At 57.5% G+C, this 21,732-nt stretch carries 18 protein-coding genes and 1 tRNA gene; 3 read left to right on the top strand and 16 right to left on the bottom strand.

The window, feature by feature from the left end; translation table 11 throughout:
- Positions 1-11 precede the first annotated feature (11 nt).
- From ABTV22_RS27345 to rpsU, 8 genes are all read right to left on the bottom strand, one after another.
- Positions 12-308: a hypothetical protein gene (locus tag ABTV22_RS27345; protein ID WP_433737430.1), complete on the bottom strand. Its 297-nt coding sequence runs from the start codon at positions 306-308 to the stop codon at positions 12-14.
- Positions 309-431: 123 nt separating this feature from the next.
- Positions 432-689 carry a hypothetical protein gene (locus ABTV22_RS27340; RefSeq protein WP_433737429.1) on the bottom strand — a complete coding sequence of 86 codons (258 nt, stop codon included), beginning with the start codon at positions 687-689 and terminating at the stop codon, positions 432-434.
- A 257-nt stretch (positions 690-946) separates the two neighbouring features.
- Positions 947-1,963: a tyrosine-type recombinase/integrase gene (locus ABTV22_RS27335; RefSeq protein WP_433737428.1), complete on the bottom strand. Its 1,017-nt coding sequence runs from the start codon at positions 1,961-1,963 to the stop codon at positions 947-949.
- A gap of 124 nt (positions 1,964-2,087) precedes the next feature.
- Positions 2,088-2,164, bottom strand: a tRNA-Ile gene (locus ABTV22_RS27330).
- Between the two features lie 14 nt (positions 2,165-2,178).
- Positions 2,179-5,925 carry a bifunctional diguanylate cyclase/phosphodiesterase gene (locus tag ABTV22_RS27325; protein ID WP_433737427.1) on the bottom strand — a complete coding sequence of 1,249 codons (3,747 nt, stop codon included), beginning with the start codon at positions 5,923-5,925 and terminating at the stop codon, positions 2,179-2,181.
- Positions 5,926-6,047: 122 nt separating this feature from the next.
- Positions 6,048-7,895 carry an RNA polymerase sigma factor RpoD gene (gene rpoD / locus ABTV22_RS27320; RefSeq protein WP_433737426.1) on the bottom strand — a complete coding sequence of 616 codons (1,848 nt, stop codon included), beginning with the start codon at positions 7,893-7,895 and terminating at the stop codon, positions 6,048-6,050.
- A gap of 67 nt (positions 7,896-7,962) precedes the next feature.
- Positions 7,963-9,933, bottom strand: coding sequence for a DNA primase (dnaG, locus tag ABTV22_RS27315; RefSeq protein ID WP_433737425.1), 1,971 nt, complete (start codon positions 9,931-9,933; stop codon positions 7,963-7,965).
- 481 nt (positions 9,934-10,414) lie between these two features.
- Positions 10,415-10,630 carry a 30S ribosomal protein S21 gene (rpsU, locus tag ABTV22_RS27310; protein ID WP_002551877.1) on the bottom strand — a complete coding sequence of 72 codons (216 nt, stop codon included), beginning with the start codon at positions 10,628-10,630 and terminating at the stop codon, positions 10,415-10,417.
- Between the two features lie 199 nt (positions 10,631-10,829).
- On the opposite strand from rpsU, the gene tsaD reads away from it, so the two are divergent.
- The gene (gene tsaD, locus ABTV22_RS27305; RefSeq protein ID WP_433737424.1) at positions 10,830-11,855 is read left to right on the top strand and encodes a tRNA (adenosine(37)-N6)-threonylcarbamoyltransferase complex transferase subunit TsaD; all 1,026 of its coding nucleotides are present in this window, start codon (positions 10,830-10,832) and stop codon (positions 11,853-11,855) included.
- 23 nt (positions 11,856-11,878) lie between these two features.
- On the opposite strand, the gene plsY is transcribed toward tsaD, so the two are convergent.
- Entirely contained in the window at positions 11,879-12,448 is a 570-nt protein-coding gene (gene plsY, locus ABTV22_RS27300; protein ID WP_433737423.1) for a glycerol-3-phosphate 1-O-acyltransferase PlsY, read from the bottom strand.
- Positions 12,449-12,522: 74 nt separating this feature from the next.
- On the opposite strand from plsY, the gene folB reads away from it, so the two are divergent.
- Together folB and folK are read left to right on the top strand one after the other, a co-directional pair.
- The gene (gene folB / locus ABTV22_RS27295; protein WP_150703841.1) at positions 12,523-12,879 is read left to right on the top strand and encodes a dihydroneopterin aldolase; all 357 of its coding nucleotides are present in this window, start codon (positions 12,523-12,525) and stop codon (positions 12,877-12,879) included.
- Positions 12,870-13,388 (top strand): 2-amino-4-hydroxy-6-hydroxymethyldihydropteridine diphosphokinase, encoded by a 519-nt coding sequence (folK, locus tag ABTV22_RS27290; protein ID WP_433737422.1) that lies wholly within the window; start codon positions 12,870-12,872, stop codon positions 13,386-13,388. Before folB ends, folK begins: the two co-directional genes overlap by 10 nt.
- Before the next feature lie 89 nt (positions 13,389-13,477).
- Here folK and ABTV22_RS27285 read toward each other — a convergent pair whose 3' ends face one another.
- The 7 genes from ABTV22_RS27285 to apaG form a co-directional block, all read right to left on the bottom strand.
- A complete protein-coding gene (locus ABTV22_RS27285) occupies positions 13,478-14,701 on the bottom strand; it encodes a multifunctional CCA addition/repair protein (RefSeq protein ID WP_433737421.1) in 1,224 nt (407 codons plus the stop codon).
- A 62-nt stretch (positions 14,702-14,763) separates the two neighbouring features.
- Positions 14,764-16,326 carry a SpoVR family protein gene (locus tag ABTV22_RS27280; protein ID WP_433737420.1) on the bottom strand — a complete coding sequence of 521 codons (1,563 nt, stop codon included), beginning with the start codon at positions 16,324-16,326 and terminating at the stop codon, positions 14,764-14,766.
- Positions 16,323-17,594, bottom strand: a complete 1,272-nt coding sequence (locus tag ABTV22_RS27275; protein WP_433737419.1) for a YeaH/YhbH family protein — start codon at positions 17,592-17,594, stop codon at positions 16,323-16,325. Before ABTV22_RS27275 ends, ABTV22_RS27280 begins: the two co-directional genes overlap by 4 nt.
- A gap of 204 nt (positions 17,595-17,798) precedes the next feature.
- A complete protein-coding gene (locus ABTV22_RS27270; protein ID WP_433737418.1) occupies positions 17,799-19,721 on the bottom strand; it encodes a PrkA family serine protein kinase in 1,923 nt (640 codons plus the stop codon).
- 296 nt (positions 19,722-20,017) lie between these two features.
- Positions 20,018-20,347 carry a thiosulfate sulfurtransferase GlpE gene (glpE, locus tag ABTV22_RS27265; RefSeq protein WP_433737417.1) on the bottom strand — a complete coding sequence of 110 codons (330 nt, stop codon included), beginning with the start codon at positions 20,345-20,347 and terminating at the stop codon, positions 20,018-20,020.
- A 33-nt stretch (positions 20,348-20,380) separates the two neighbouring features.
- On the bottom strand, positions 20,381-21,265 hold the full coding sequence (locus ABTV22_RS27260; protein WP_433737416.1) for a symmetrical bis(5'-nucleosyl)-tetraphosphatase: 885 nt from the start codon (positions 21,263-21,265) through the stop codon (positions 20,381-20,383).
- Entirely contained in the window at positions 21,265-21,645 is a 381-nt protein-coding gene (apaG, locus tag ABTV22_RS27255; RefSeq protein WP_433737415.1) for a Co2+/Mg2+ efflux protein ApaG, read from the bottom strand. Before apaG ends, ABTV22_RS27260 begins: the two co-directional genes overlap by 1 nt.
- Positions 21,646-21,732 lie beyond the last annotated feature (87 nt).

Raw genomic sequence — 21,732 nt, 5'->3', positions numbered from 1 at the left:
ACGAGGCTTTTTTATTGCAGGCATTTAGCCTTGAACTTTTTCTGAAAAGCTTTCAGTCCCTTGACGCTACCAAACACTTCGTCAAGGTCATTAAGTTCATCGCCGTATTCACCGATCAACTGATTGATCAGTTCATTGACGATCAGCACTTCGAAGCCGCGTGCTGACCCCGCCAGTGAAATGGGTAAACTGCACGGGGCACATGAGCATGCCGCCATCCTCTCGACCTTTCCGCGAATCTGCCAAGGCCAATCCCCTGCCTCTTCCTCTACCATGAATTCCAGAAGTTCTACGTCTTCAATTTTCATTTTTTATCTCCAGCAATGGCTTTTATTGAATACAGCTCACTCTCACTGAAATAATGCTGATACAGGGTTAACACTGCCGTGCCTGTTTTCTTGAAATGCCTGTTTCATTTCTTTATCCCTCGATTACCACGCTTTCCGCGAGCGATACCACGCAAGGAACAATTCCAAGTCAAAAACAAATTCCTTGCCCGGACGCAGTACGGCGCCCGATTGGGCTAGACCGTTGTGTTCAGAGTTGCGCAGTAAATAAGAGAGGGTGGCAGGCTTAAGGACTGGAATGGCTTCCAGCAGTTGCTGACGAGAAACAACAACCTGTGCCAGCAGTTGCTGCAAGCTCTGCTCGCTGCCGTGCGTATTGATAGGTGGAGTTGCAGTGGTCATGATCAACACTCCGAAGAGGTTTGTTGTAGTTGCGGTGACAGCTACTTTCTACCGCTAACTTTGATGTCGAGCAAACTTCGGGGTTGTGGATAACTAGAGTGGCTAGGGGGTAATCAGTTGATAACTTCATTACAATTGAGACGAATTAAAACTGTAGAGAATTCTTGCTGAATAATTCTCCAGACGAAAAAAATCCCCTACAGGTTTCAAGTCTGTAGGGGATTCTGCCAATCTATACCGTCTGTCTAATTAAGTATTTATTTCATCCTCCCAAACACCTCAGCCATCGCTTTATCGGCGGCGGCTTGCTTGGTCTTGATGCTGAGGTGCGCATAGCGCGCAGTGGACTGCTGACTGCGATGGCCAAGGATCTGGCCCACGGTATAGAGGTCGGTATCAGCGTTGATCAAGCTGGTCGCTGCATCATGGCGCAGGTCGTGAAACCTGAAAGCGACTAGACGGGCTTGCTTCAGTGCCTTGTTCCAGTGCTTGCGAAAGCACATGGGTTTTTCACCATCAGCGCGACCGAACACCAGCCCCTTCGCCTTCCTGTGCTGCATCAGCGCGGCAATCGCAGGCGCCGGGAACACCAGAACACGTGGGTCGCCGTTCTTCGTGATGGCGAGCGTGGCCGTGCGTTTCTTCAGGTCGATACCTTCCCAACGCAATGACTGCAATTCACCCAGGCGCGCACCGGTGGTCATTGCCAGCGTGACCAGCAGCTTCAGCAGCGACCATTCGGATTTATCGCAGGCAGCGAGCAGTGCCTTGCGCTCATCGTCGTCGAGGAAGCGAATCCGCTGGTTGTTTTCTTCCTTGCTGGCGATGCCTTTTGCCGGGTTGGTCGCGATGTACTCTTCGTCAACGGCGAACTGCATCAGTACCGACCAGCACGCTTTTCTGCGATTGGTAGTCGCTGGTTTGTGCCCCTTGGTGTAGGACTTGAGGTCAGCCTTGATCAAGGTCGTGGTGATGTCGAGCAGACGGGTTTTACCATAGGCATCGGCCAGCGCCTGGACGCGGCCTTTGCGCGAGATATCCCGACCCGCCCACGTTTCCATGTACAGCTCGGTCAGTTTTTCGAGGGTGATTTTGGCCTTCGGGTTGCCCAAGGCTTCAAGGCGCTGGTGATCGCGCAGCAGATCGTCGGCCCAGGTCGTGGCGAGGTTTTTGAGCTTGAAGGTTTTGGTGCTGATCAGCTTGTCGCCGTCGCGGATTATCGCTTTGTAGCGTACACCGGACTGGCGCTGGATCTTAACGAATGTGGCGTGCATGGCGTAACTCCCAAGGCCCGGATGGGCCTAGCTCGTCGAACGGGAGGACGTACCTTTTCCCGTACCTTGCACGCTTTCGGTTGTTGCGACATCGCAGGTAAACCTTTGATGTTGATGGAGAATCTGGTGGGCCCACACGGACTTGAACCGTGGACCAAAGGATTATGAGTCCTCTGCTCTAACCAACTGAGCTATAGGCCCCAGTAGGTCGCGGATTATAGCGACGGTTTCGCGGCTGTGCTATCCGAAAAATCCAATAGGGCTGTACGAAGAAACGTCGCGGCGAATTCGTCGGGGGGTAGAGGCAGGCTGACGATGTAGCCCTGGATCTGCTCACACCCTTCGAAGGCCAGGAACTGTTGCTGTGCCTGGGTTTCGACGCCTTCGGCAATCACGGTGAATTGCATGCTGCGGCCGAGCGCGATGATGGCACGGACGATGGCGGCGTCGTGGGGATCATCCGGCAGGCCGCGAACAAACGACTGGTCAATCTTGAGGATGTCCAGCGGCAGGCGTTTGAGGTAACTCAAGGATGAATAACCCGTGCCGAAATCGTCGATCGCCAGTTGCACGCCCAGATGTTTGAGTTGGTGCAGCACGGTCAAGGCTTCTTCCGCCTGGCTCATGATGAAGTTTTCGGTGATTTCCAGTTGCAGCAGCCCGGGCTTGAGGCGGTAGTCCTTGAGCAGTTGTTCGATGCGCCCGAGCAGGTTCGGTTGACGCAATTGCGCGCCCGCGAGGTTGACCGACAGCGGGCCAAGGCCTATGTAATTTTTGCTCCACTCGTGCAGTTGTTGGCACGCGGTCTCCAGCACCCAATCACCGATTTGCAGGATCATGCCGTTTTCTTCGGCCAGGGAAATGAAGTGTTCCGGCGGCACGTCGCCGAAGGTCGGATGACGCCAGCGAATCAGTGCTTCGGCACCCACCAGACGATAGTCGTCGAGGCTGATCTTCGGTTGATAGTAGAGGAGCAGCTCGTTGCGCTCGATGGCGCGTCGCAATTCATGCTCCAGCGCTATCCGTTCGCTGGCTTGCGCGGTGAGGTCGCAGGTATAGCTTTCGACCCGGTTACGGCCCTTGGCTTTGGAGCGGTACATCGCCGCGTCAGCATTCTTGATCAGCGTGGCCACATCGCAGCCGTCCTGTGGATAAAGGCTTGTGCCGATGCTGGAGCTGATGAAGAACTCGTGCTCGCCGGCCTGGAACGGCGCCGTGAAACAGTTGAGCAGCTTGGTGGCGATGTTGTCGGCATCGCTGGGTTGCTGCAGGCCGGGCAGCAGGATGATGAACTCGTCGCCACCCAGGCGCGCCACTGTGTCGATGTCGCGCAATTGTTCTTTGAGGCGTACGGCAATGCCTTTGAGCAGTAGGTCACCAACCGGGTGGCCCAGGCTGTCGTTGATGTGTTTGAAGCGGTCCAGATCCAGGAACAGTACCGCGCCCTGGCCGCCGTTTTCCTTTTGGGTATTGAGCGCGCTCTGCAGGCGACTTTCGAACAGCGTGCGATTGGGCAGCCCGGTCAGTGGGTCGTGGTGAGCTTGATAGTCGAGTTTGGCCTGGGCGTGTTTCAGGCTGGAAATGTCGGCGAACACGGCCACAAAGTGAGTGATGAATTTGTCCCGGTTGCGCACCGCGCTGATGGTCAGCCAGCTCGGGTAGAGCTCACCATTCTTACGACGATTGGAGATTTCGCCTTGCCAGTGTCCTTCGGCCGTCAGTTGGTGCCACATCGCGGCGTAGAATGCGCTGTCATGCAGGCCCGAAGCGAGCAGACGGGGCGTGTGGCCCAGGGCTTCGCTTTCGCTGTAGCCGGTAATTTCCGTAAATGCACGGTTGACGGCGCTGATGTGCTGTTGGGTATCGGTGATCAGTACGCCTTCGGCAGTGCTTTCGAACACCGTGGCAGCCTGTTGCAGTTTTTCTTGCATCAGGTGGCGTTCGGTGATGTCTCGGGCGATGGTCAGCATGCAGTCCTCATCGCCGATTGGTAGCGGACGACTGGAGACTTCGCAGAGCCGGATCTGCCCGTCGCTGCGGCGGATATGGCAGCTGAAGTCGCGGACGAAGCCATCGCGGTGCAGCAGGTCGAGCATCTGCTTTCGTTCGTTGAGGTTGACCCAGATTCCCAAATCCAGAGCCGAGCGATCCACCGACATGGCACTATTGAAGCCAGTAATGCGACTGAAACCTTCGTTGACTTCCAATAGCAAGCCATCGCTCTGCCGTGACAGCAGCAATCCGTCTGGAGAGGCGTGGAAGGCCTTGGCGAATTTCTCTTCGGAGGTTTGCAGCTGCTGCTGGGTTTCCTTGAGCTGGGTGATGTCGCGTACCACGACCACCAGGGCCGAGGTGGTATCGAGATCGAACGGTTCGGCCGAGATCAGACCGGTGAACACCTGGCCATTGCTGCGGCGAAAGGGCATCTCCAGGTTGCGGATGCTGCCGGCCTGCAACCGCTGCAACAAGCCAGGCCCCACGCCCGGAATGCCCCAGATATTGAGGTCGGTGGCCGTTTGGCCGATGACGTCTTCGGCCCGCAGGCCAATCTGCTCCTCGAACGCTTCGTTGACCTCCAGCAAACAGCCATCAGAGAGCCGGGCGATGACCAGAATGTCCGGGCATTGCTGGAACACTGAAGCGAACTTCTGTTCCGACAGGCGCAGCGCTTCTTCAGTGCGCTTGGTTTCGCTGATGTCGATCATCAGGCCGCGCATCACTGGTTCATGGCCGTGCTCGATCAGGCTGACGATGTCGCGAACCCATAAACAACGCCCGTCGGCGGTGATGACCCGATAATCAAGGCTGTGATCGCGTCCGGCCAGCACTTCGTGATCGCAAAAATTTTGTGCGCGAGTGAGGTCGGCAGGGTGAATGATGTTGCGCCAGAAGCCGGGGATCAGCCAATGGGACAAGGGATATCCCAGCAGGTCCTCGGCGTGGGGTGAGACGTAGCTGTAGGTGAAGTCGCTCATCCGCGCTTCCCAGGCGATGGCCGACAGGCTCTCCACCAGTCCACGATAGTGATATTCGCTGCTGCGCAGCTCTTGCTCCAGGTCTACCCGGCGGGCAATTTCCGAACTCAAGCGACGATTGACCCGAATCACCCCCGCCAGCACGAGAATCAGCAGCAGCAATCCCGGCAGGCCGTAGACCAGCAGATCGGACCAGAACGTCCGGTGGTCGAGGACGTTACCGACCCAGTGTTCCTGTATGGCGCTGATTTCCGCCGGGGTCATGTCCGCGAGAACTTTGTCCAGGATGCCAATCAGTATCTTGTTGTCCTGCGGTACGCCCATGGCCAATTGATAGCGGTAGGGGGTTTCACCGCTGACGTACAGGCCATCCAGTTTGAGCTGACGCAAGCTCCAGACGCTGGAAGCCAGATCGCCCACCACGGCATCCACTTCATCTGTGGCCAGAGCCTGCAACGCCGAGCTGACGTTGGGCATGGAGACCAGGTTCAGATCGGGGTTGTGGGTGCGCAGCAGTTCATGGGGGGCATAGTTTTCCACCACGGCGATCTTCAAACCGTACAGTTCTTCTATTTTGCGCGGTTGAGGGCCGCCGACATGGGCCAGGATAACAATCGGGAAATCCAGGTAGGGCCGGGTGAATGACAGGAACGCCTGGCGTTCCGGGGTCGACATGATGCCCGGCAACAGGTCCAGCTTGCCTTGTTTAGCCTGTTCCAGCACCACTGACCAACTGACCGGCTCAATAGGCGTGAGTTTGACCGCCAGTCGCTGGCGAATCAGGTCGATATAGTCCGCTGCTAAGCCCTGGTAGCGCCCCTGATCGTCGCGAAACTCAAAGGGAGGCCAGGACGCATCCACGCCCAGGCGCAAGTCCGGGTGGGCCGCAAGCCAGCTACGTTCTTCGTCGGTTAGAGTCAGTGCGCCAGCCGTTGCGGTCCAGGTCATCAGCGACAGCAAAAAAAGCACGGTCGGCAGTCTGGGCATAACGGTCTCGTTATGGCTCGGGGAATGCTTCGAGTGTAGACGGGCAAAACGGGGGGAGGGGCTGGCAGGGGGATTAAATCTGCATAAAGCAAAACCCCCGGCGCGGGCCGGGGGTTCTGTGATCACTCGTCGAGGAAGGAGCGCAGATGCTCGCTTCTCGTCGGGTGGCGCAGCTTGCGCAGTGCCTTGGCTTCGATCTGGCGAATCCGCTCACGGGTCACGTCGAACTGCTTACCAACCTCCTCGAGGGTGTGGTCGGTATTCATGTCAATACCGAAGCGCATGCGCAGTACCTTGGCTTCACGGGCAGTGAGGCCGGACAGTACTTCGCGAGTCGCTTCTTTAAGGCTCTCAACGGTTGCAACATCGATTGGCGACTGCATGGTCGAGTCTTCGATGAAGTCACCCAGATGGGAGTCTTCGTCATCACCGATCGGGGTTTCCATGGAGATCGGCTCTTTAGCGATCTTCAATACCTTGCGGATCTTGTCCTCAGGCATTTCCATGCGTTCGCCCAGCTCTTCCGGCGTCGGTTCGCGACCCATTTCCTGCAACATCTGGCGGGAAATGCGGTTGAGCTTGTTGATCGTCTCGATCATGTGCACCGGAATACGAATGGTGCGGGCCTGGTCGGCGATCGAGCGAGTGATCGCCTGACGGATCCACCAGGTGGCGTATGTCGAGAATTTGTAGCCGCGACGGTATTCGAACTTGTCCACCGCTTTCATCAAGCCGATGTTGCCTTCCTGGATCAGATCGAGGAATTGCAGGCCACGGTTGGTGTACTTCTTGGCGATGGAAATCACCAGACGCAAGTTCGCTTCAACCATTTCTTTCTTCGCGCGGCGGGCCTTGGCCTCACCGATCGACATGCGACGGTTGATGTCCTTGATCTCGGCGATGGTCAAACCGGTTTCGGTTTCCAGCGCGATCAGCTTCTGCTGGCAACGAATGATGTCCGGTTGCACGCGACCGATGGCTTCAGCGTATTTGGCTTTGCCTTTGGCCAGAGCGTCGGACCAGCTTTCGTCGACTTCGTTGTTCGGGAACTGACGCAGGAAATCGGCGCGCGGCATGCGGGCATCACGAACGCAGAGCTGCATGATTGCACGCTCTTGCTGACGCAGACGATCCAGAGCACTGCGAACACGCTCAACCAGGCCTTCGAATTGCTTCGGCACCAGTTTGATCGGCATGAACAAGTCGGCCAGTGCCAACAGCTCGGCAACCGCTGCCTTGTTGTGGCGACCGTGCTTTTTCAGGGCCTTGCGAGTGATCTCCATCTGATCGGCCACAGCGCCGAAACGCTGTGCAGCGATGATCGGATCCGGACCGCTTTCGGCTTCTTCTTCGTCATCCGAGGCTTCGCCGTCTTCGTCGTCGGAGTCGTCATCCGCTTTCGCGGCTTTCGTATCGATCGGCGGTGGCACTTCTGCCGCGGGTGGCGCAATGCCGTCATCCGGGTCGATATAACCGCTCAGGACGTCGGACAGGCGGCCACCTTCGGTGGTGACGCGAGTGTACTCGGAGAGAATATGCTCGACCGTGCCAGGGAAGTGCGCAATTGCGCTCATCACTTCACGGATGCCTTCCTCGATACGTTTGGCGATTTCGATTTCGCCTTCACGAGTCAGAAGCTCGACCGTACCCATTTCGCGCATGTACATGCGCACTGGGTCAGTGGTGCGACCGATATCGGTCTCCACCGCTGCCAACGCAGCGGCTGCTTCTTCCGCAGCGGCCTCGTCGGTATCGGCGTCGGCCAACATAAGGGCGTCCGCATCCGGAGCACTCTCGTGTACGGGGATCCCCATGTCGTTAATCATGCGGATGATGTCTTCCACCTGCTCTGGATCTGAAATATCCTCGGGCAGGTGGTCGTTGACCTCGGCGTAAGTCAGATACTTCTGCTCACGACCCAGTTTGATCAACTCAATAATACGAGACTGCTGTTGCGCTTTTCCGGACATAACACCCTATCCACTGAAGGTCTTGGCGGGCAAAAAACAAGCCGAGGATTATACCTGAGCTATGACCTCACGCGCCAGTTGAGGTCGGGTTTGATGCGGAAACATTCTGTTTTAAAAGGTCGCGCATCTGTTTCGCTATCTGAATTTGCTCTTCAGCCGACAATCCTGGCTGCCTTGCTTTTTTGATGAGTTCATCGAGGGTTTGCGTGTGCTGACCCGCGGATAACCTAGTAATGGTGTCTAAAAACTGCTGTTCAAGGTTCTCGCCGTCAATTAGCCATTCCTTTTCCGCGAGTGCCTTCAAGAGGCGTCCTTGCTCTGTACCGTGCCAACGGGCCATCAACTGAATAGAGTTTAGCTTAGGATTTTTCTGTACGGCCTCGATCAGGGCGATGAGTACCTGAGCGTACGTATTGCTCTCGTTGGCAAAATGGTCAGCGCTTTCAACCTTGCCGGCCAATTGCGGGTGATGGATGAGCGTGCGTAACGCGATAAGCGTTGGGGCTTCTACCGCCACTGGCGTGCGCGGGGCATAGGACTCATCGCGATCGCCGCGCTTGCCGTTTTTGTTCCAGGGTTTCTTGTCCCATTTCTTGCCACCGGCACCGGGTTTCTTCGGTGTCCATTCCTGCTGGGGCGTGTAAGCCTCCTGAGGCTGGTGGAAATCGGAATAGTCCGGCATGGCGTCGTAATCCATGCCAGGGTCATAGGGTGGCGGTGCGTCTTGCGGTGCGCTATGCGCCAGCTGGCTGACTGCTTCACCACTCAGTCCGGTGATTTCCTGCAGGCGCTGGCGCATCAAGGTGCGCAGGTTGGCGCCCGGTACCTTGTCGATCAACGGTGCCGCGAGGGTGGCCATGTGGGCCTTTCCTTCCAGCGACCGTGGGTCGGCTTCCTCGGTCAACTGCTGGAAAAAATAATCTGCCAGCGGTTGCGCATGCTGATTGATGCGTGCGCGGAAGGCGTCGGTGCCTTCGGCGCGGATAAGGGTGTCCGGGTCTTCGCCTTCGGGCAGGAACAGGAACCGTGCACGACGACCGTCCTGCAGGCTCGACAGTGTCGCTTCCAGGGCGCGCCAAGCTGCGTTGCGCCCCGCCTGGTCGCCGTCGAAGCAAAAGAGAACGCTTGGCACCACGCGAAACAGTCGTTTCAAGTGTTCTTCGCTGGTGGCAGTACCCAGTGTTGCGACGGCATTGCGCAAGCCTTGCTGGGCCAGGGCAATAACGTCCATGTAGCCCTCGACGACAATGATTTCGTCGAGGTTGCGATTGTTTTTGCGCGCTTCATACAGGCCGTAGAGTTCCTGGCCTTTATGGAACACTGGGGTTTCCGGCGAGTTCAGGTATTTGGGCTTGTCGTCCCCCAGAACCCGACCACCGAAGGCAATGATGCGCCCACGGCTGTCGCGGATCGGGAACATCACCCGGTCGCGGAAGCGATCGTAGCGCTTGCCGGTTTCGGCGTTCTCGATCAGCAGGCCGGCATCAATCATGGCTTTTTGTTGCAGGGTATCGCTGCTCAAGTGTTTGAACAGGTTATCCCAGCCGGGTGGTGCAAAGCCGAGGCCGAAGTCCCGGGCGATTTCGCCGGTCAGACCGCGACCTTTCAAGTAATCCACGGCGGCTTTGCGTGCCGGATGGCTTTTCAGAGCCTGACGGTAGAAGTCGGCGGCGGCTGTGAGCAATGGATACAGCGGTGAGTCGGTCGGTTGCCGCGGTTTGTGCGGTCGGCCGCTTTCTTCGCGGGGGATTTCCATGCCAGCGGCTTTGGCCAGTTCTTCGACAGCCTGGGGGAAGTCCAGGTTGTCGTGGTCCATGATGAAGCCGAGGGCATTGCCGCCAGCGCCGCAGCCGAAGCAGTAGTAGAACTGTTTGTCGGGGCTGACGCTGAAGGAGGGGGTTTTCTCTTTGTGAAACGGGCAGCAGGCCGTGTGGTTCTTGCCGGCTTTTTTCAATTGCAGGCGCGAGCTGACCACATCGACGATGTCGGTGCGGTTCAGAAGGTCGTCAATGAAGCTCTGGGGAATTAGCCCGGCCATGGCGTTCTCGTCATCTGCGCTGAAAGGGGTCCGAAACGACGAGCGGACGAATGCGAGTCATTGTCTGAGGCGCGCAAGGTGTGCGGCTCGATCAGGGTCGTCTGCGTTATCGTTGTCGGGAAGTGTATCTGCCGAAACTCCACTGACGTTAATGCCAATCAGTATTCGACCATTTGAAAGTGTTGCGCTGAATCCGGCTGCGCCCGATCAAGGGTCTCGGATGGCTCATCATTTGGCACGCATAGGGCGCCTTGGGCTGATCGTCGTGAGAGGAATCAGTGGGTGTGCTCGTCAGTAGCCTTGAAAGGCTCGTCAGAAAAGACGTGCACCGCTGGCAAAAGAGCCAGGTCTGACGCGGTGAAGCAGATTTGTCTCGGTCGCGTCTGCGGCTTTGACAGTGAAGCATCAAGCGTTTTACGCAAATGCCATAAGCCCGGCTGAGGGCCGGGCTTGGCAGAAGCTTGCTACGATCGTCTGTGTATTAGTACAGACGAACGGCGCGGCGCTGTTCGCGCTGAACTTTCTTGGCGTGACGCTTAACAGCAGCAGCTGCTTTGCGCTTACGCTCAGAAGTTGGCTTCTCGTAAAATTCGCGGCTACGAACTTCAGCCAGTACACCGGCTTTTTCGCAGGAGCGCTTGAAACGACGCAGAGCTACGTCGAAGGGTTCGTTCTCTTTTACTTTGACGGCTGGCATCCAGAGCTACCTTCATTCATTACCGGGGTCAACATCCTCGCGGCAAAAGAGCACTTGAAGACGTCGGTTTTTAAGGGTTGCGGATGTTAACCCCTCATCGCTCGGAATGCAAAGCCTCTGATCGAAAACCGCTGGTCGGGGCATCACGCGACGACTATTATGCGCGCCTTCGAATTCAGCCTAAACAAGGCGCAAACCCATGCTAGTACTGGGATTAGAAACCTCCTGCGACGAAACCGGCGTCGCACTTTACGACAGTGAGCGCGGCCTGCTGGCCGACGCGCTGTTCAGTCAGATCGACCTGCACCGTGCCTATGGTGGCGTAGTGCCCGAACTGGCTTCACGCGATCACGTCAAGCGCATGCTGCCCTTGATCCGTCAGGTGTTGGCCGAAGCCGACTGTGTGCCGACGGAGATCGACGCCATTGCTTATACCGCCGGTCCCGGCCTGGTGGGGGCATTGCTGGTGGGGGCTTCCTGTGCTCAGGCATTGGCCTTTGCCTGGGGTATTCCGGCACTGGGTGTGCACCACATGGAGGGTCATTTGCTGGCGCCCATGCTGGAGGCACAACCACCGGAATTCCCGTTCGTCGCTTTGTTGGTATCTGGCGGTCACACGCAGCTTGTACAGGTTGATGGGATCGGTCAGTACACGTTGTTGGGCGAGACGTTGGACGATGCCGCGGGCGAAGCTTTCGACAAGACGGCAAAGATGATGGGGCTCAATTATCCGGGTGGCCCGGAAATCGCTCGCCTTGCGGATCAAGGGGTTGCGGGGCGTTTCGTCTTCCCGCGTCCGATGTGCGACCGGCCTGGCCTGGATTTCAGCTTCAGCGGCTTGAAAACCTTCGCGTTGAACACCTGGCAGCAATGTGTCAGTGCCGGGGACGACGGTGAGCAAGCCCGTTGCGACATCTCGCTGGCGTTCCAGCAGGCGGTGGTGGAGACTTTGACCATCAAGTGCAAGCGTGCACTCAAGGCGGCCGGCATGAAGCGTCTGGTGATTGCAGGGGGCGTCAGCGCCAACAAGGCGTTGCGCGTTTCTCTGGAAAAAATGCTTGGCGACATGAAGGGCGACGTTTTTTATGCCCGCCCGCAGTTCTGTACTGATAACGGCGCAATGATTGCGTTTGCTGGCTGTCAGCGCCTGCAAGCCGGTCAGCAGGAGAGCCTGGCGATCAGTGTGCAGGCGCGTTGGCCGATGGAGCAGTTGTCGGCGTTGTAATGAGTGGCGCTCATGTCCGGCCGCTAAAAATGCCGTTCGCGCCCGGCGAACAGGTCGCGTAAATTGCCGCGATGGCGCCAGACGATCAATCCTGTGAGTGCGCTCATGGGTAGCAGCGCTGCAGGTTCCTGCCAGGCCAGCAGCGGCAGAGTCAGCGGCGTGGCGATGAGGGCGGCCAGCGAGCTGGTACGGGTCAGGTAGAACGTCAACAGCCAGGCGCAGACCGCCAGCAGCGCTGCGGGCGGGTACAGACCCAGCAACATCCCGGCAGCGGTGGCGACTCCCTTGCCACCGCGGAATCGGAAGTACAGCGGGAACAGGTGGCCGATGACGGCACAGACGCCGATCCAGGCCTGATCTTGCAGCGAAAGGCCGATAACACCGGCGATCAGCACGGGTAACAGGCCTTTGAAAAGGTCGCCGAGCAACGTCAGGATGGCGAGTTTTTTGCCGGCCAGGCGCAACATGTTGGTGGCGCCGGCATTGCCTGAGCCGCTCGATCGTGGATCGGGGTTACCGGTCAGGCGGCTGAGCAAAATGGCAAAGGACAGCGAGCCGAGCAGGTAGGCGAGGATCGCCAATAACCAAAACATGCTAACTATTCCGGGCGAGGACGCCCTGATTCTAACGGCGCAATGCGCCCTTGTCGTGTAGCGGAGAGAAGTGCTTGGACAGAGTGTTTATCGAGGGCCTGGAAGTCGACACCGTGATTGGTGCCTACGACTGGGAGCGAGGCATCCGACAGTGCTTGCGTCTTGATCTGAGTTTCGCTTGGGATAATCGCCCGGCCGCCGCCGGAGACGACCTGACCCTGGCCCTTGATTACGCGAGTGTTTCGTCGCGCATCCAGGCCTTTGCCGAGCAGGCGCAGTTCCAGTTGGTCGAGACCTTTGCCGAGCGGCTGGTTGAAGTGTTGATGAGCGAGTTCAAGATCACCTGGGTGCGCCTCAAGCTGACCAAGCCAGGTGCAGTTCCTGCCGCCATCGGTGGTGTGGGCGTGGAGATCGAGCGCGGATGTCGCTGACTCAAGTGTTTCTCGGGCTCGGCAGCAATATCGAGCGCGAATCCCATCTACAGGCTGGCCTGAATGCCCTGGCGGGTTTCCTTGTGGATATCCAGTGTTCGCCGGTCTTCGAAAGCCAGCCGGTGGGAATCAAAAGCGGACCGTTCTTCAATTTCGTGGTGTCGGCCTTCACCGATCTGCCACTGATGGAGCTCGACCGCCGACTGAAATTCATCGAAGCCGACAATGGCCGCTACGCGCCGGACCGCAAGGGTTTGCCGCTGGATATCGATGTGCTGTTGTTTGGCGATCTGGTGGGGAACTTCGATGGCCTGATTCTGCCTCGGGCCGAAATCCTGAAGAATGCTTTTGTGCTGTGGCCGTTGTCGCTGATTGCGCCGGATCGAGTGCATCCGGGTGTGGGCAAGAGCTTTGCCGCACTCTGGAGTGAAGCGCAGATTGATCAGGTGTTGGCGCCGGTGGCGTTTGAGTGGCGCGGGGAGCAACTGACGCCCTCTCATTTGTTGTGATGCAAAAAGATCGCAGCCTGCGGCAGCTCCTACGGGGATTGATGTACATCCTGTAGGAGCTGCCGCAGGCTGCGATCTTTTGATTTTGCTCAGGTGTTTTCCTTGTAAGCCTTCAGCGCCTTGAGCCGCTCTCGTTTGATCGCCTCGCCCAGCTCCGGCCCTTTGAACCCTTTCTCCAGCAACGGCTGCACCGCCACGCCCCGCGCTGCCTTCGCCGCTCCGCGCAAATAATCTGCCTGTGGATAACTTCGCTCCTCCAGCCCTTTGCGCCCACGGGCGTCCATTTCGCATGCTGCGATGAACTCCTCGAACCGCTGTGGTCGCCGATAGACGTCGAAGCTTTGCAGCAACTCCAGCAGGGTCGATGGTTTCAGCTCCAGGGCGCGGTGGCCGTGGGTGTGATATTCGCCCACCAGCAGCGCCAGTTCCTGGCAATCCCTGGGGGCCTTGAAGCGTTCATTGACGGCTTTTATCAGCTTGAGTCCCTTGAACTCATGAGCGATGTGCCGGGGCCATTCTTCTTCTGGCGTCAGCCCTTTGCCTAGGTCATGTAGCAAGCAAGCCCAGCGCACGGTCAGCGGTTGCTTATGTTGCGCGGCTTGCTCCAGTACGCTCAGGGTGTGAATGCCCGTGTCGATTTCCGGGTGATGAGCCTCGGGTTGCGGTACGCCGAACAACGCATCGATTTCCGGCATCAGAACCTTCAATGCGCCGCACGCACGCAGCACTTCGATGAACACCTGGGGTTGGTTTTCCATCAGTGCACGGGAAATTTCCTTCCAGCTGCGTTCCGCGGTCAATGCCTCAAGCTCGCCGGATTCACTGAGTTGACGCATCAGCTCCAGTGTTTCCGGGGCTACCGTGAAGCCCATTTCCGCATAGCGCGCCGCGAAGCGGGCAACGCGCAGGACCCTGAGGGGATCTTCGGCGAAAGCGGGGGATACGTGGCGAAGTATGCGTGCTTCAAGGTCACGCTGGCCGTGGTAAGGGTCGGTCAGGTTTTGCTGATCATCCTCGGCCATGGCATTGATTGTCAGGTCGCGGCGGATCAGGTCTTCTTCGAGGGTCACTTCCGGGCTGGCGTGGAAAGTAAAGCCGCCGTAACCGCGTCCGCTTTTGCGTTCGGTCCTGGCGAGTGCGTACTCCTCTCCCGTCTTGGGGTGAAGAAACACTGGAAAATCCGCGCCAACCGGGCGATAGCCTTTGGCGAGCATTTCTTCTGTAGTAGCACCGACCACGACCCGGTCGATATCGGTGACTGGTATGCCCAGCAGGCGATCACGTACTGCCCCGCCAACTTTATAGATCCGCATGAAAAACCTCCGTTAGCTCGACAGGATAACCGTTGCGCCGAGCTTTCGGAGGTTCAGCAGGATCAAAGATGGATGACGGCCAGGTCCAATCGGCCGTAATCGCCTTCGCTATGCTCGCTTCTGGGTGGTACATGGTGGGTTTTCATCACCTGTTCACCTTGCAGGGTCTCCAGGTGAATGTCGAAGCCCCAGAGGCGGTGCAGGTGCTTGAGTACTTCCTCGGTGGACTCTCCCAGCGGTTTGCGGTCGTGTTGCTGATGACGCAGGGTCAGGGACCGGTCGCCGCGGCGGTCGATGCTGTAGATCTGTATGTTGGGCTCACGATTGCCCAGGTTGTACTGGGCAGCCAGGGTTTCTCGAATGATCCGGTAGCCGCCTTCGTCGTGAATCGCCGGGACCAGCAGATCGTCCTTCTGGTCGTCATCGAGAATGCTGAACAGTTTCAGATCGCGGATGACCTTGGGTGACAGGTACTGCAGGATGAAGCTTTCATCCTTGAAGCTGCTCATGGCGAATTTAATCGTCGAAAGCCAGTCGGTGCCGGCAATTTCCGGGAACCAGCGACGATCCTCTTCCGTGGGCTCCTCGCACATGCGACGGATGTCGCGGTACATGGCAAACCCCAGCGTGTAAGGGTTGATGCCGCTGTAGTAGGGGCTGTCGAACCCAGGCTGAAAGACCACGCTGGTGTGGGATGTCAGGAACTCCATCATGAATCCGTCGGTCACCAGGCCTTCGTCGTACAGGTCGTTCATCAAGGTGTAGTGCCAGAACGTGGCCCAACCCTCGTTCATCACCTGAGTCTGGCGCTGTGGATAGAAGTACTGGGCGATCTTGCGCACGATGCGCACGATTTCCCGCTGCCACGGTTCCAACAGCGGCGCGTGTTTCTCAATGAAGTAGAGGATGTTTTCCTGGGGTTCGGCAGGGAAGCGCGCATTGTCCTTGTCGCTGAACTTGTCCGCGCCTTTGGGAATGGTTCGCCACAAATCATTGATTTGTTTCTGCAGGTGCTCTTCCCGGTCTTTCTGCCGACGGCGTTCTTCTTCGGCGGAAATCGGATAAGGCCGTTTGTAGCGGTCGACCCCGTAGTTCATCAGGGCATGGCAGGAATCGAGCAGGTCCTCGACTGCGTCGATGCCGTGACGCTCTTCACACTGCATGATGTATTGCTTGGCGAACACCAGGTAATCGATGATCGAACTGGCGTCGGTCCAGGTCCGGAACAGGTAATTGCCCTTGAAAAAGCTGTTGTGCCCATAGCAGGCATGCGCCACGACCAGTGCCTGCATGCAGATGGTGTTTTCTTCCATCAGATAGGCGATGCAGGGGTCCGAGTTGATGACGATCTCGTAGGCCAAGCCCATTTGGCCGCGGGAGTAGGATTTTTCAGTGCTGAGAAAGTGTTTGCCGTAGGACCAGTGGTGATAACCCAATGGCATGCCGACAGAGGCATAGGCGTCCATCATCTGTTCGGCGGTGATCACTTCGATCTGGTTGGGATAAGTGTCGAGCGCATAGCGGGCCGCGAGCCGACTGATTTCACGGTCATAGGCCTGAATCAGCTCGAACGTCCACTCTGAACCGGTGGAAATGGGTTGGCGCTTCTGCTCTTTGGCGGTCATGTCACTAACCTGCGCTGGAAGAGTTCACGGAAGACCGGGTAGATATCTCCGGCCGAGACCAGTTGTTGCTGGGCAAAGGTGTCAGAAAAGGCTTCGGCGATGCGCTCGTACTCGAACCACAGGGCCTGATGTTCGCGTGGGGTTATCTCAACATAAGTGTAGTACTGCACGAACGGCATGATCTGGTTGATCAGGATGTCGCGGCAAATCGGCGAGTCGTCGTTCCAGTTATCACCGTCCGAAGCCTGGGCGGCGTAGATATTCCACTCGTTGGCCGGATAGCGCTCGGCCATGATCTCCTGCATCAGTTTCAAGGCGCTGGACACGATGGTCCCGCCGGTTTCGCGGGAATAGAAGAACTCTTCCTCGTCCACTTCTCGGGCACTGGTGTGGTGACGGATGAACACGACATCGATCTTGTCGTAGTTACGCTTGAGGAACAGGTACAGCAGGATAAAGAAGCGCTTGGCGATATCCTTGGTTGCCTGGGTCATGGACCCCGACACATCCATCAGGCAGAACATGACGGCCTTGGAGCTGGGGTTGGGCTGCTTGATCAGCAGGTTGTACTTGAGGTCGAACGTGTCGAGAAATGGTACGCGATGAATGCGCGCGCTGAGCTTTTCGATTTCCGCTTCAAGTTTCTGGATATCGCCGAAATTGTCCGGTTCTTCCTGTTTTAATCGCAGAAGTTCTTCTTTAGCTTCGCGCAGTTTCGCCCGGCTGCTGCCTGAGAGGGCAATTCGCCGTGCATGGGCGGAGCGCAGTGTGCGAATGATGTTGATCCGCGATGGGTTGCCTTCGTTGCTGATCCCGGCGCGAACGGTCTTGAAGGTGTCGGTGCCGGTCAGGTTGCGCTTGACCAGATTTGGCAGCTCAAGATCCTCGAACATGAATTCGAGGAACTCTTCCTGGGTGATCTGGAAGACGAACTCGTCCATCCCCTCGCCAGAATTACCGGCCTTGCCAGGTCCTCTACCGCCGCCACCTCCTGGTGGGCGGGCAATGTGTTCGCCGCTGGTAAATTCCTTGTTGCCGGGGTGGACGACGGTCTGTTTGCCCCCGCGGCCGTGGTGAAGCACCGGCTCATCGATGTCGCGACCGGGAATACTGATTTGCTCGCCGTGTTCCATGTCGGTAATGGAGCGCCGGCTGACCGCCTCTTCTACGGCCTTCTTGATGTGGTCACGGTAACGTCGCAGAAACCGCTGACGGTTCACCGTGCTCTTGTTCTTGCCATTGAGACGTCGGTCGATCACATAGCTCATGACTGCTCCTTAGAAGCTGTCCTGAAAGGGGCGAGCGCTCAAGCAGCAGCAAACCGAGTGCCAAGGGATACATACGCTCCCCCAAGCGCTGTGAATACTGCCGGAACCTCGCTGCCGTCTTTCGAACACCTTCCTGAGGCCTGTGTAGCAGAAAAAGCGTAAACAGGCCTCGGGCTGACGACAACCGGTCTTGCCGGCGGCGGGTTACTGCGATTTTCTGACCCGCAGATACCACTCGGACAGCAGTCGTACCTGTTTGTCGGTGTAGCCCCGCTCGACCATCCGTGTGACGAAGTCGTTGTGTTTCTGCTGGTCTTCTTTGCTGGCCTTGGCGTTGAAGCTGATGACCGGCAGCAGGTCTTCGGTGTTGGAGAACATTTTCTTCTCGATGACCACCCGCAGTTTTTCGTAGCTGAGCCAGGTCGGGTTCTTGCCGTTGTTATTAGCGCGGGCGCGCAGTACGAAGTTGACGATTTCGTTGCGGAAATCCTTCGGATTGCTGATGCCGGCCGGTTTTTCGATTTTCTCCAGCTCCTCGTTCAGTGCCACGCGATTGAGGATTTCGCCGGTTTCCGGATCGCGGTACTCCTGGTCCTGGATCCAGAAGTCAGCGTACAGGACATAGCGATCGAAGATGTTCTGACCGTATTCGCTGTAAGACTCGAGGTAGGCGGTCTGGATTTCCTTGCCGATGAATTCGATATAACGCGGTGCCAGGTATTCCTTGAGGTAGCGCAGGTAGCGCTCGCGGGTCTCGGCCTGGAACTGTTCCTGTTCGATCTGTTGTTCCAGTACGTAGAGCAAGTGCACCGGGTTGGCGGCAATTTCGTGAGGGTCGAAGTTGAAGACCTTCGACAGGATCTTGAACGCGAAGCGGGTCGACAACCCGTTCATACCTTCGTCGACACCCGCATTATCACGGTACTCCTGGATCGACTTGGCTTTCGGATCGGTGTCCTTGAGGTTTTCACCGTCATACACGCGCATCTTGGAGTAGATGTTGGAGTTTTCCGGCTCCTTCAGGCGAGACAGCACAGTGAACTGGGCGAGCATCTTCAGGGTGTCGGGTGCGCAATGGGCTTTCGCCAGGGAGCTGTTGAACAGCAGCTTGTCGTAGATCTTCACTTCGTCGCTGACCCGCAGGCAGTACGGTACTTTGACGATGTAGATCCGGTCGATGAACGCTTCGTTGTTCTTGTTGTTACGGAACGTATGCCATTCCGATTCGTTGGAGTGAGCCAGCAGGATCCCGGTGAACGGGATCGCCCCCAAACCTTCGGTACTGTTGTAGTTGCCTTCCTGGGTGGCAGTCAGCAATGGGTGCAGCACCTTGATCGGCGCCTTGAACATTTCGACAAATTCCATCAGGCCCTGGTTGGCCCGGCACAGTGCGCCCGAGTAGCTGTAGGCGTCGGCGTCGTTCTGTGGGAATTCTTCCAGTTTGCGGATATCGACCTTGCCCACCAGTGCCGAGATGTCCTGGTTGTTTTCATCTCCCGGCTCGGTTTTGGCCACGGCGATCTGATTGAGGATCGATGGGTAGAGTTTGACCACGCGGAACTGGCTGATGTCACCGCCGAATTCGGCCAGGCGTTTGGTGGCCCACGGCGACATGATGGTATTGAGATAGCGCCGTGGAATGCCGAAGTCTTCCTCGAGGATCGCGCCATCTTCAGTGGCGTTGAACAGACCCAGGGGCGACTCGAAAACCGGCGAGCCCTTGATCGCATAGAAGGGCACTTTTTCCATCAGTTGCTTGAGCTTTTCGGCCAGGGACGATTTACCACCACCGACGGGGCCGAGCAGGTAGAGGATCTGTTTCTTCTCTTCCAGTCCCTGAGCGGCATGACGGAAATACGACACGATCTGGTCGATGCATTCTTCCATCCCGTGGAAGTCTTCAAAGGCCGGATAGCGGCGAATCACCTTGTTGGAGAAAATTCGAGACAGTCTCGAGTTGGTCGAGGTGTCGAGCAGCTCCGGTTCACCGATGGCCAGGAGCAAACGCTCGGCGGCGGAAACGTAGGCGCTACGGTCCTTTTTGCACAGTTCCAGATACTCTTGTAGCGTGAGCTCTTCCTGGCGTGTGGACTCGAAACGTTGTTGGAAGTGGCTAAAGATACTCATGACGTCACCTCGCTCGATACGTGGAGCCGACGCCGGATCACTCAGTCGATGCTGGCAGCAACCGAACAGGCGGTCGCTGTTTACCCCCCAGAACTCCTCCGAAGCCAACTGCTTCGAAAGCTACTCCCGATGATCCGCGCGCCGGTGTACCGGCTCTCCCCTGTTTTGGATGGCCTGCGCTTAAGGATAGTTGCTTATTCGGGAGGTAAAGGCGAGATACGCAATTATGTGTGGCAGACCGTTCGTCTGCCACCGCGCTAGCCCGCGCACGCCGGGGCTTGCGTGTTACAAAAAAATTATTCGCAAGCGCCTTGCGCTGTTTCCGAAGGATAAGTCGTACGCCACAGCTCAAAACCACCATCCATGCTGTAGACATCGGAGAAGCCCTGGCTGATCAGGTAGGCGGCAGCGCTTTGGCTGGAGTTGCCGTGGTAGCAAACCACCACCAATGGCGCATCGAGATCAGCGTTGCGGATGAAATCAGAAATGGAGTGGTTATCCAGATGCTTCGAGCCGGCGATGTGCAGCGCGGCATAGGTTTGTGGATCACGGATATCGACCACCACGGCACCTTGCTCGCGCAGGGCCTGGGCCTGTTCCGGGGGAATACGTTTGAATTCGCTCATGGCGGGCTCCTGTGGCTCGGCTGAAAGCGCAGTCTAGCGCGGGGCGCTGGCTGACGATGGTTCGGAAATTTGTGGGGCGACTGATGGCTTGGCGGCGTGGCCATTTTCGTCGCATTTGCAGGACAAGCGTTCGCCGCTGTCGACATTCATCAGCGTCAGGGCGCCACCCCAGACGCAACCGGTATCAAGGGCCGAGATACCCGGCTCAAGGACGTTGCCTTCCAGTGCCGCCCAGTGGCCAAAGATGATCTTCAGATCTTTGGTCTTGCGTTCCTTGTGCTGGAACCAGGGCTTGTAACCCGCTGGTGCAGTGTCGATACCTTCCTTGCTCTTGAGGTCGAGCTTACCTTCGGCAGTACAGAAACGCATACGGGTGAAATAGTTGGTGATGACCCGCAGTCGCGTCACGCCCTTGAGGTCATTGTCCCACTTGGCCGGATCGTTACCGTACATGCCATCTAGGTAGGGCGGGAGCAGGTTGTCGTCGCGCAGGGCCGCCTCAACTTCGGCGGCGTACTTCAGGGCTTTGCGCAGCGACCATTGCGGTGGAATGCCGGCATGCACCAATGCGACGTTGCGTTGCTCGTCGTAATGCATGAGTTTTTGTTGGCGCAGCCAGTCCAGCAACTCGGCGCGATCCGGTGCGTCGATGATTTCACGCAGGGTGTCGGCTTTCTTCAGGCGTTCGATGTTCTGTCCGGCAGCCAGCAGGTGCAGGTCGTGGTTGCCCAGTACGCAAACCAGCGATTCGCGGATGCTGTAGAGGAATCGCAAGGTGTCGAGCGATTGCGGGCCACGGTTGACCAGATCGCCGACCAGCCACAGACGATCCTTGGCCGGGTCGAACGCGACTTGCTTGAGCAGGCACTGCAGGGCTTCCAGGCAGCCTTGCAGATCGCCGACGGCATACGTCGCCATCAGTGCAACGCTCCGGGTACTGCCAAGCGAAACGGGGCGATGATGGCGTCGAAATGCTTGCCGTCGTCGGCAATCATTTGATAGCTGCCTTGCATGGTGCCCACCTTGGTGGTCATGACCGTGCCGCTGCTGTAGGTGTGACTCTTGCCAGCGTCGATCAACGGTTGCTGGCCAACCACACCCGCACCGCGAACCTCTTCGACATGTCCGTCGCCATCGGTGATCACCCAGTGCCGTGACAACAGTTTGGCCGGAATCAGGCCATTGTTTTTCACGGTGATGGTGTAGGCGAAGGCAAAGCGATCTTGTTCGGGTTGCGATTGTTCTGCCAGATAGTGGGTGACGACGCTGACGTCGACCTGATAGCGAGGATCGGACATGCAAGAGGCCTTAAAAACGAGCGGGACGCGGGGCGTAGCTGATGGAGTTCAGTCTAGGCCAAGTATCGGGTAGTAAACCAGACATGG

Origin of the sequence: Pseudomonas putida (assembly GCF_050990305.1) — a bacterium.
Lineage (GTDB): Bacteria > Pseudomonadota > Gammaproteobacteria > Pseudomonadales > Pseudomonadaceae > Aquipseudomonas > Aquipseudomonas putida_AH.
This window is presented reverse-complemented; position numbering and strand designations above follow the sequence as displayed.

Coding starts and splice junctions, on each gene's coding strand:
- ABTV22_RS27345 (WP_433737430.1), bottom strand. CDS start 308: ATGAAAATTGAAGACGTAGAACTTCTGGAATTCATGGTAGAGGAAGAG.
- ABTV22_RS27340 (WP_433737429.1), bottom strand. CDS start 689: ATGACCACTGCAACTCCACCTATCAATACGCACGGCAGCGAGCAGAGC.
- ABTV22_RS27335 (WP_433737428.1), bottom strand. CDS start 1,963: ATGCACGCCACATTCGTTAAGATCCAGCGCCAGTCCGGTGTACGCTAC.
- ABTV22_RS27325 (WP_433737427.1), bottom strand. CDS start 5,925: ATGCCCAGACTGCCGACCGTGCTTTTTTTGCTGTCGCTGATGACCTGG.
- rpoD (WP_433737426.1), bottom strand. CDS start 7,895: ATGTCCGGAAAAGCGCAACAGCAGTCTCGTATTATTGAGTTGATCAAA.
- dnaG (WP_433737425.1), bottom strand. CDS start 9,933: ATGGCCGGGCTAATTCCCCAGAGCTTCATTGACGACCTTCTGAACCGC.
- rpsU (WP_002551877.1), bottom strand. CDS start 10,630: ATGCCAGCCGTCAAAGTAAAAGAGAACGAACCCTTCGACGTAGCTCTG.
- tsaD (WP_433737424.1), top strand. CDS start 10,830: ATGCTAGTACTGGGATTAGAAACCTCCTGCGACGAAACCGGCGTCGCA.
- plsY (WP_433737423.1), bottom strand. CDS start 12,448: ATGTTTTGGTTATTGGCGATCCTCGCCTACCTGCTCGGCTCGCTGTCC.
- folK (WP_433737422.1), top strand. CDS start 12,870: ATGTCGCTGACTCAAGTGTTTCTCGGGCTCGGCAGCAATATCGAGCGC.
- ABTV22_RS27285 (WP_433737421.1), bottom strand. CDS start 14,701: ATGCGGATCTATAAAGTTGGCGGGGCAGTACGTGATCGCCTGCTGGGC.
- ABTV22_RS27280 (WP_433737420.1), bottom strand. CDS start 16,326: ATGACCGCCAAAGAGCAGAAGCGCCAACCCATTTCCACCGGTTCAGAG.
- ABTV22_RS27275 (WP_433737419.1), bottom strand. CDS start 17,594: ATGAGCTATGTGATCGACCGACGTCTCAATGGCAAGAACAAGAGCACG.
- ABTV22_RS27270 (WP_433737418.1), bottom strand. CDS start 19,721: ATGAGTATCTTTAGCCACTTCCAACAACGTTTCGAGTCCACACGCCAG.
- glpE (WP_433737417.1), bottom strand. CDS start 20,347: ATGAGCGAATTCAAACGTATTCCCCCGGAACAGGCCCAGGCCCTGCGC.
- ABTV22_RS27260 (WP_433737416.1), bottom strand. CDS start 21,265: ATGGCGACGTATGCCGTCGGCGATCTGCAAGGCTGCCTGGAAGCCCTG.
- apaG (WP_433737415.1), bottom strand. CDS start 21,645: ATGTCCGATCCTCGCTATCAGGTCGACGTCAGCGTCGTCACCCACTAT.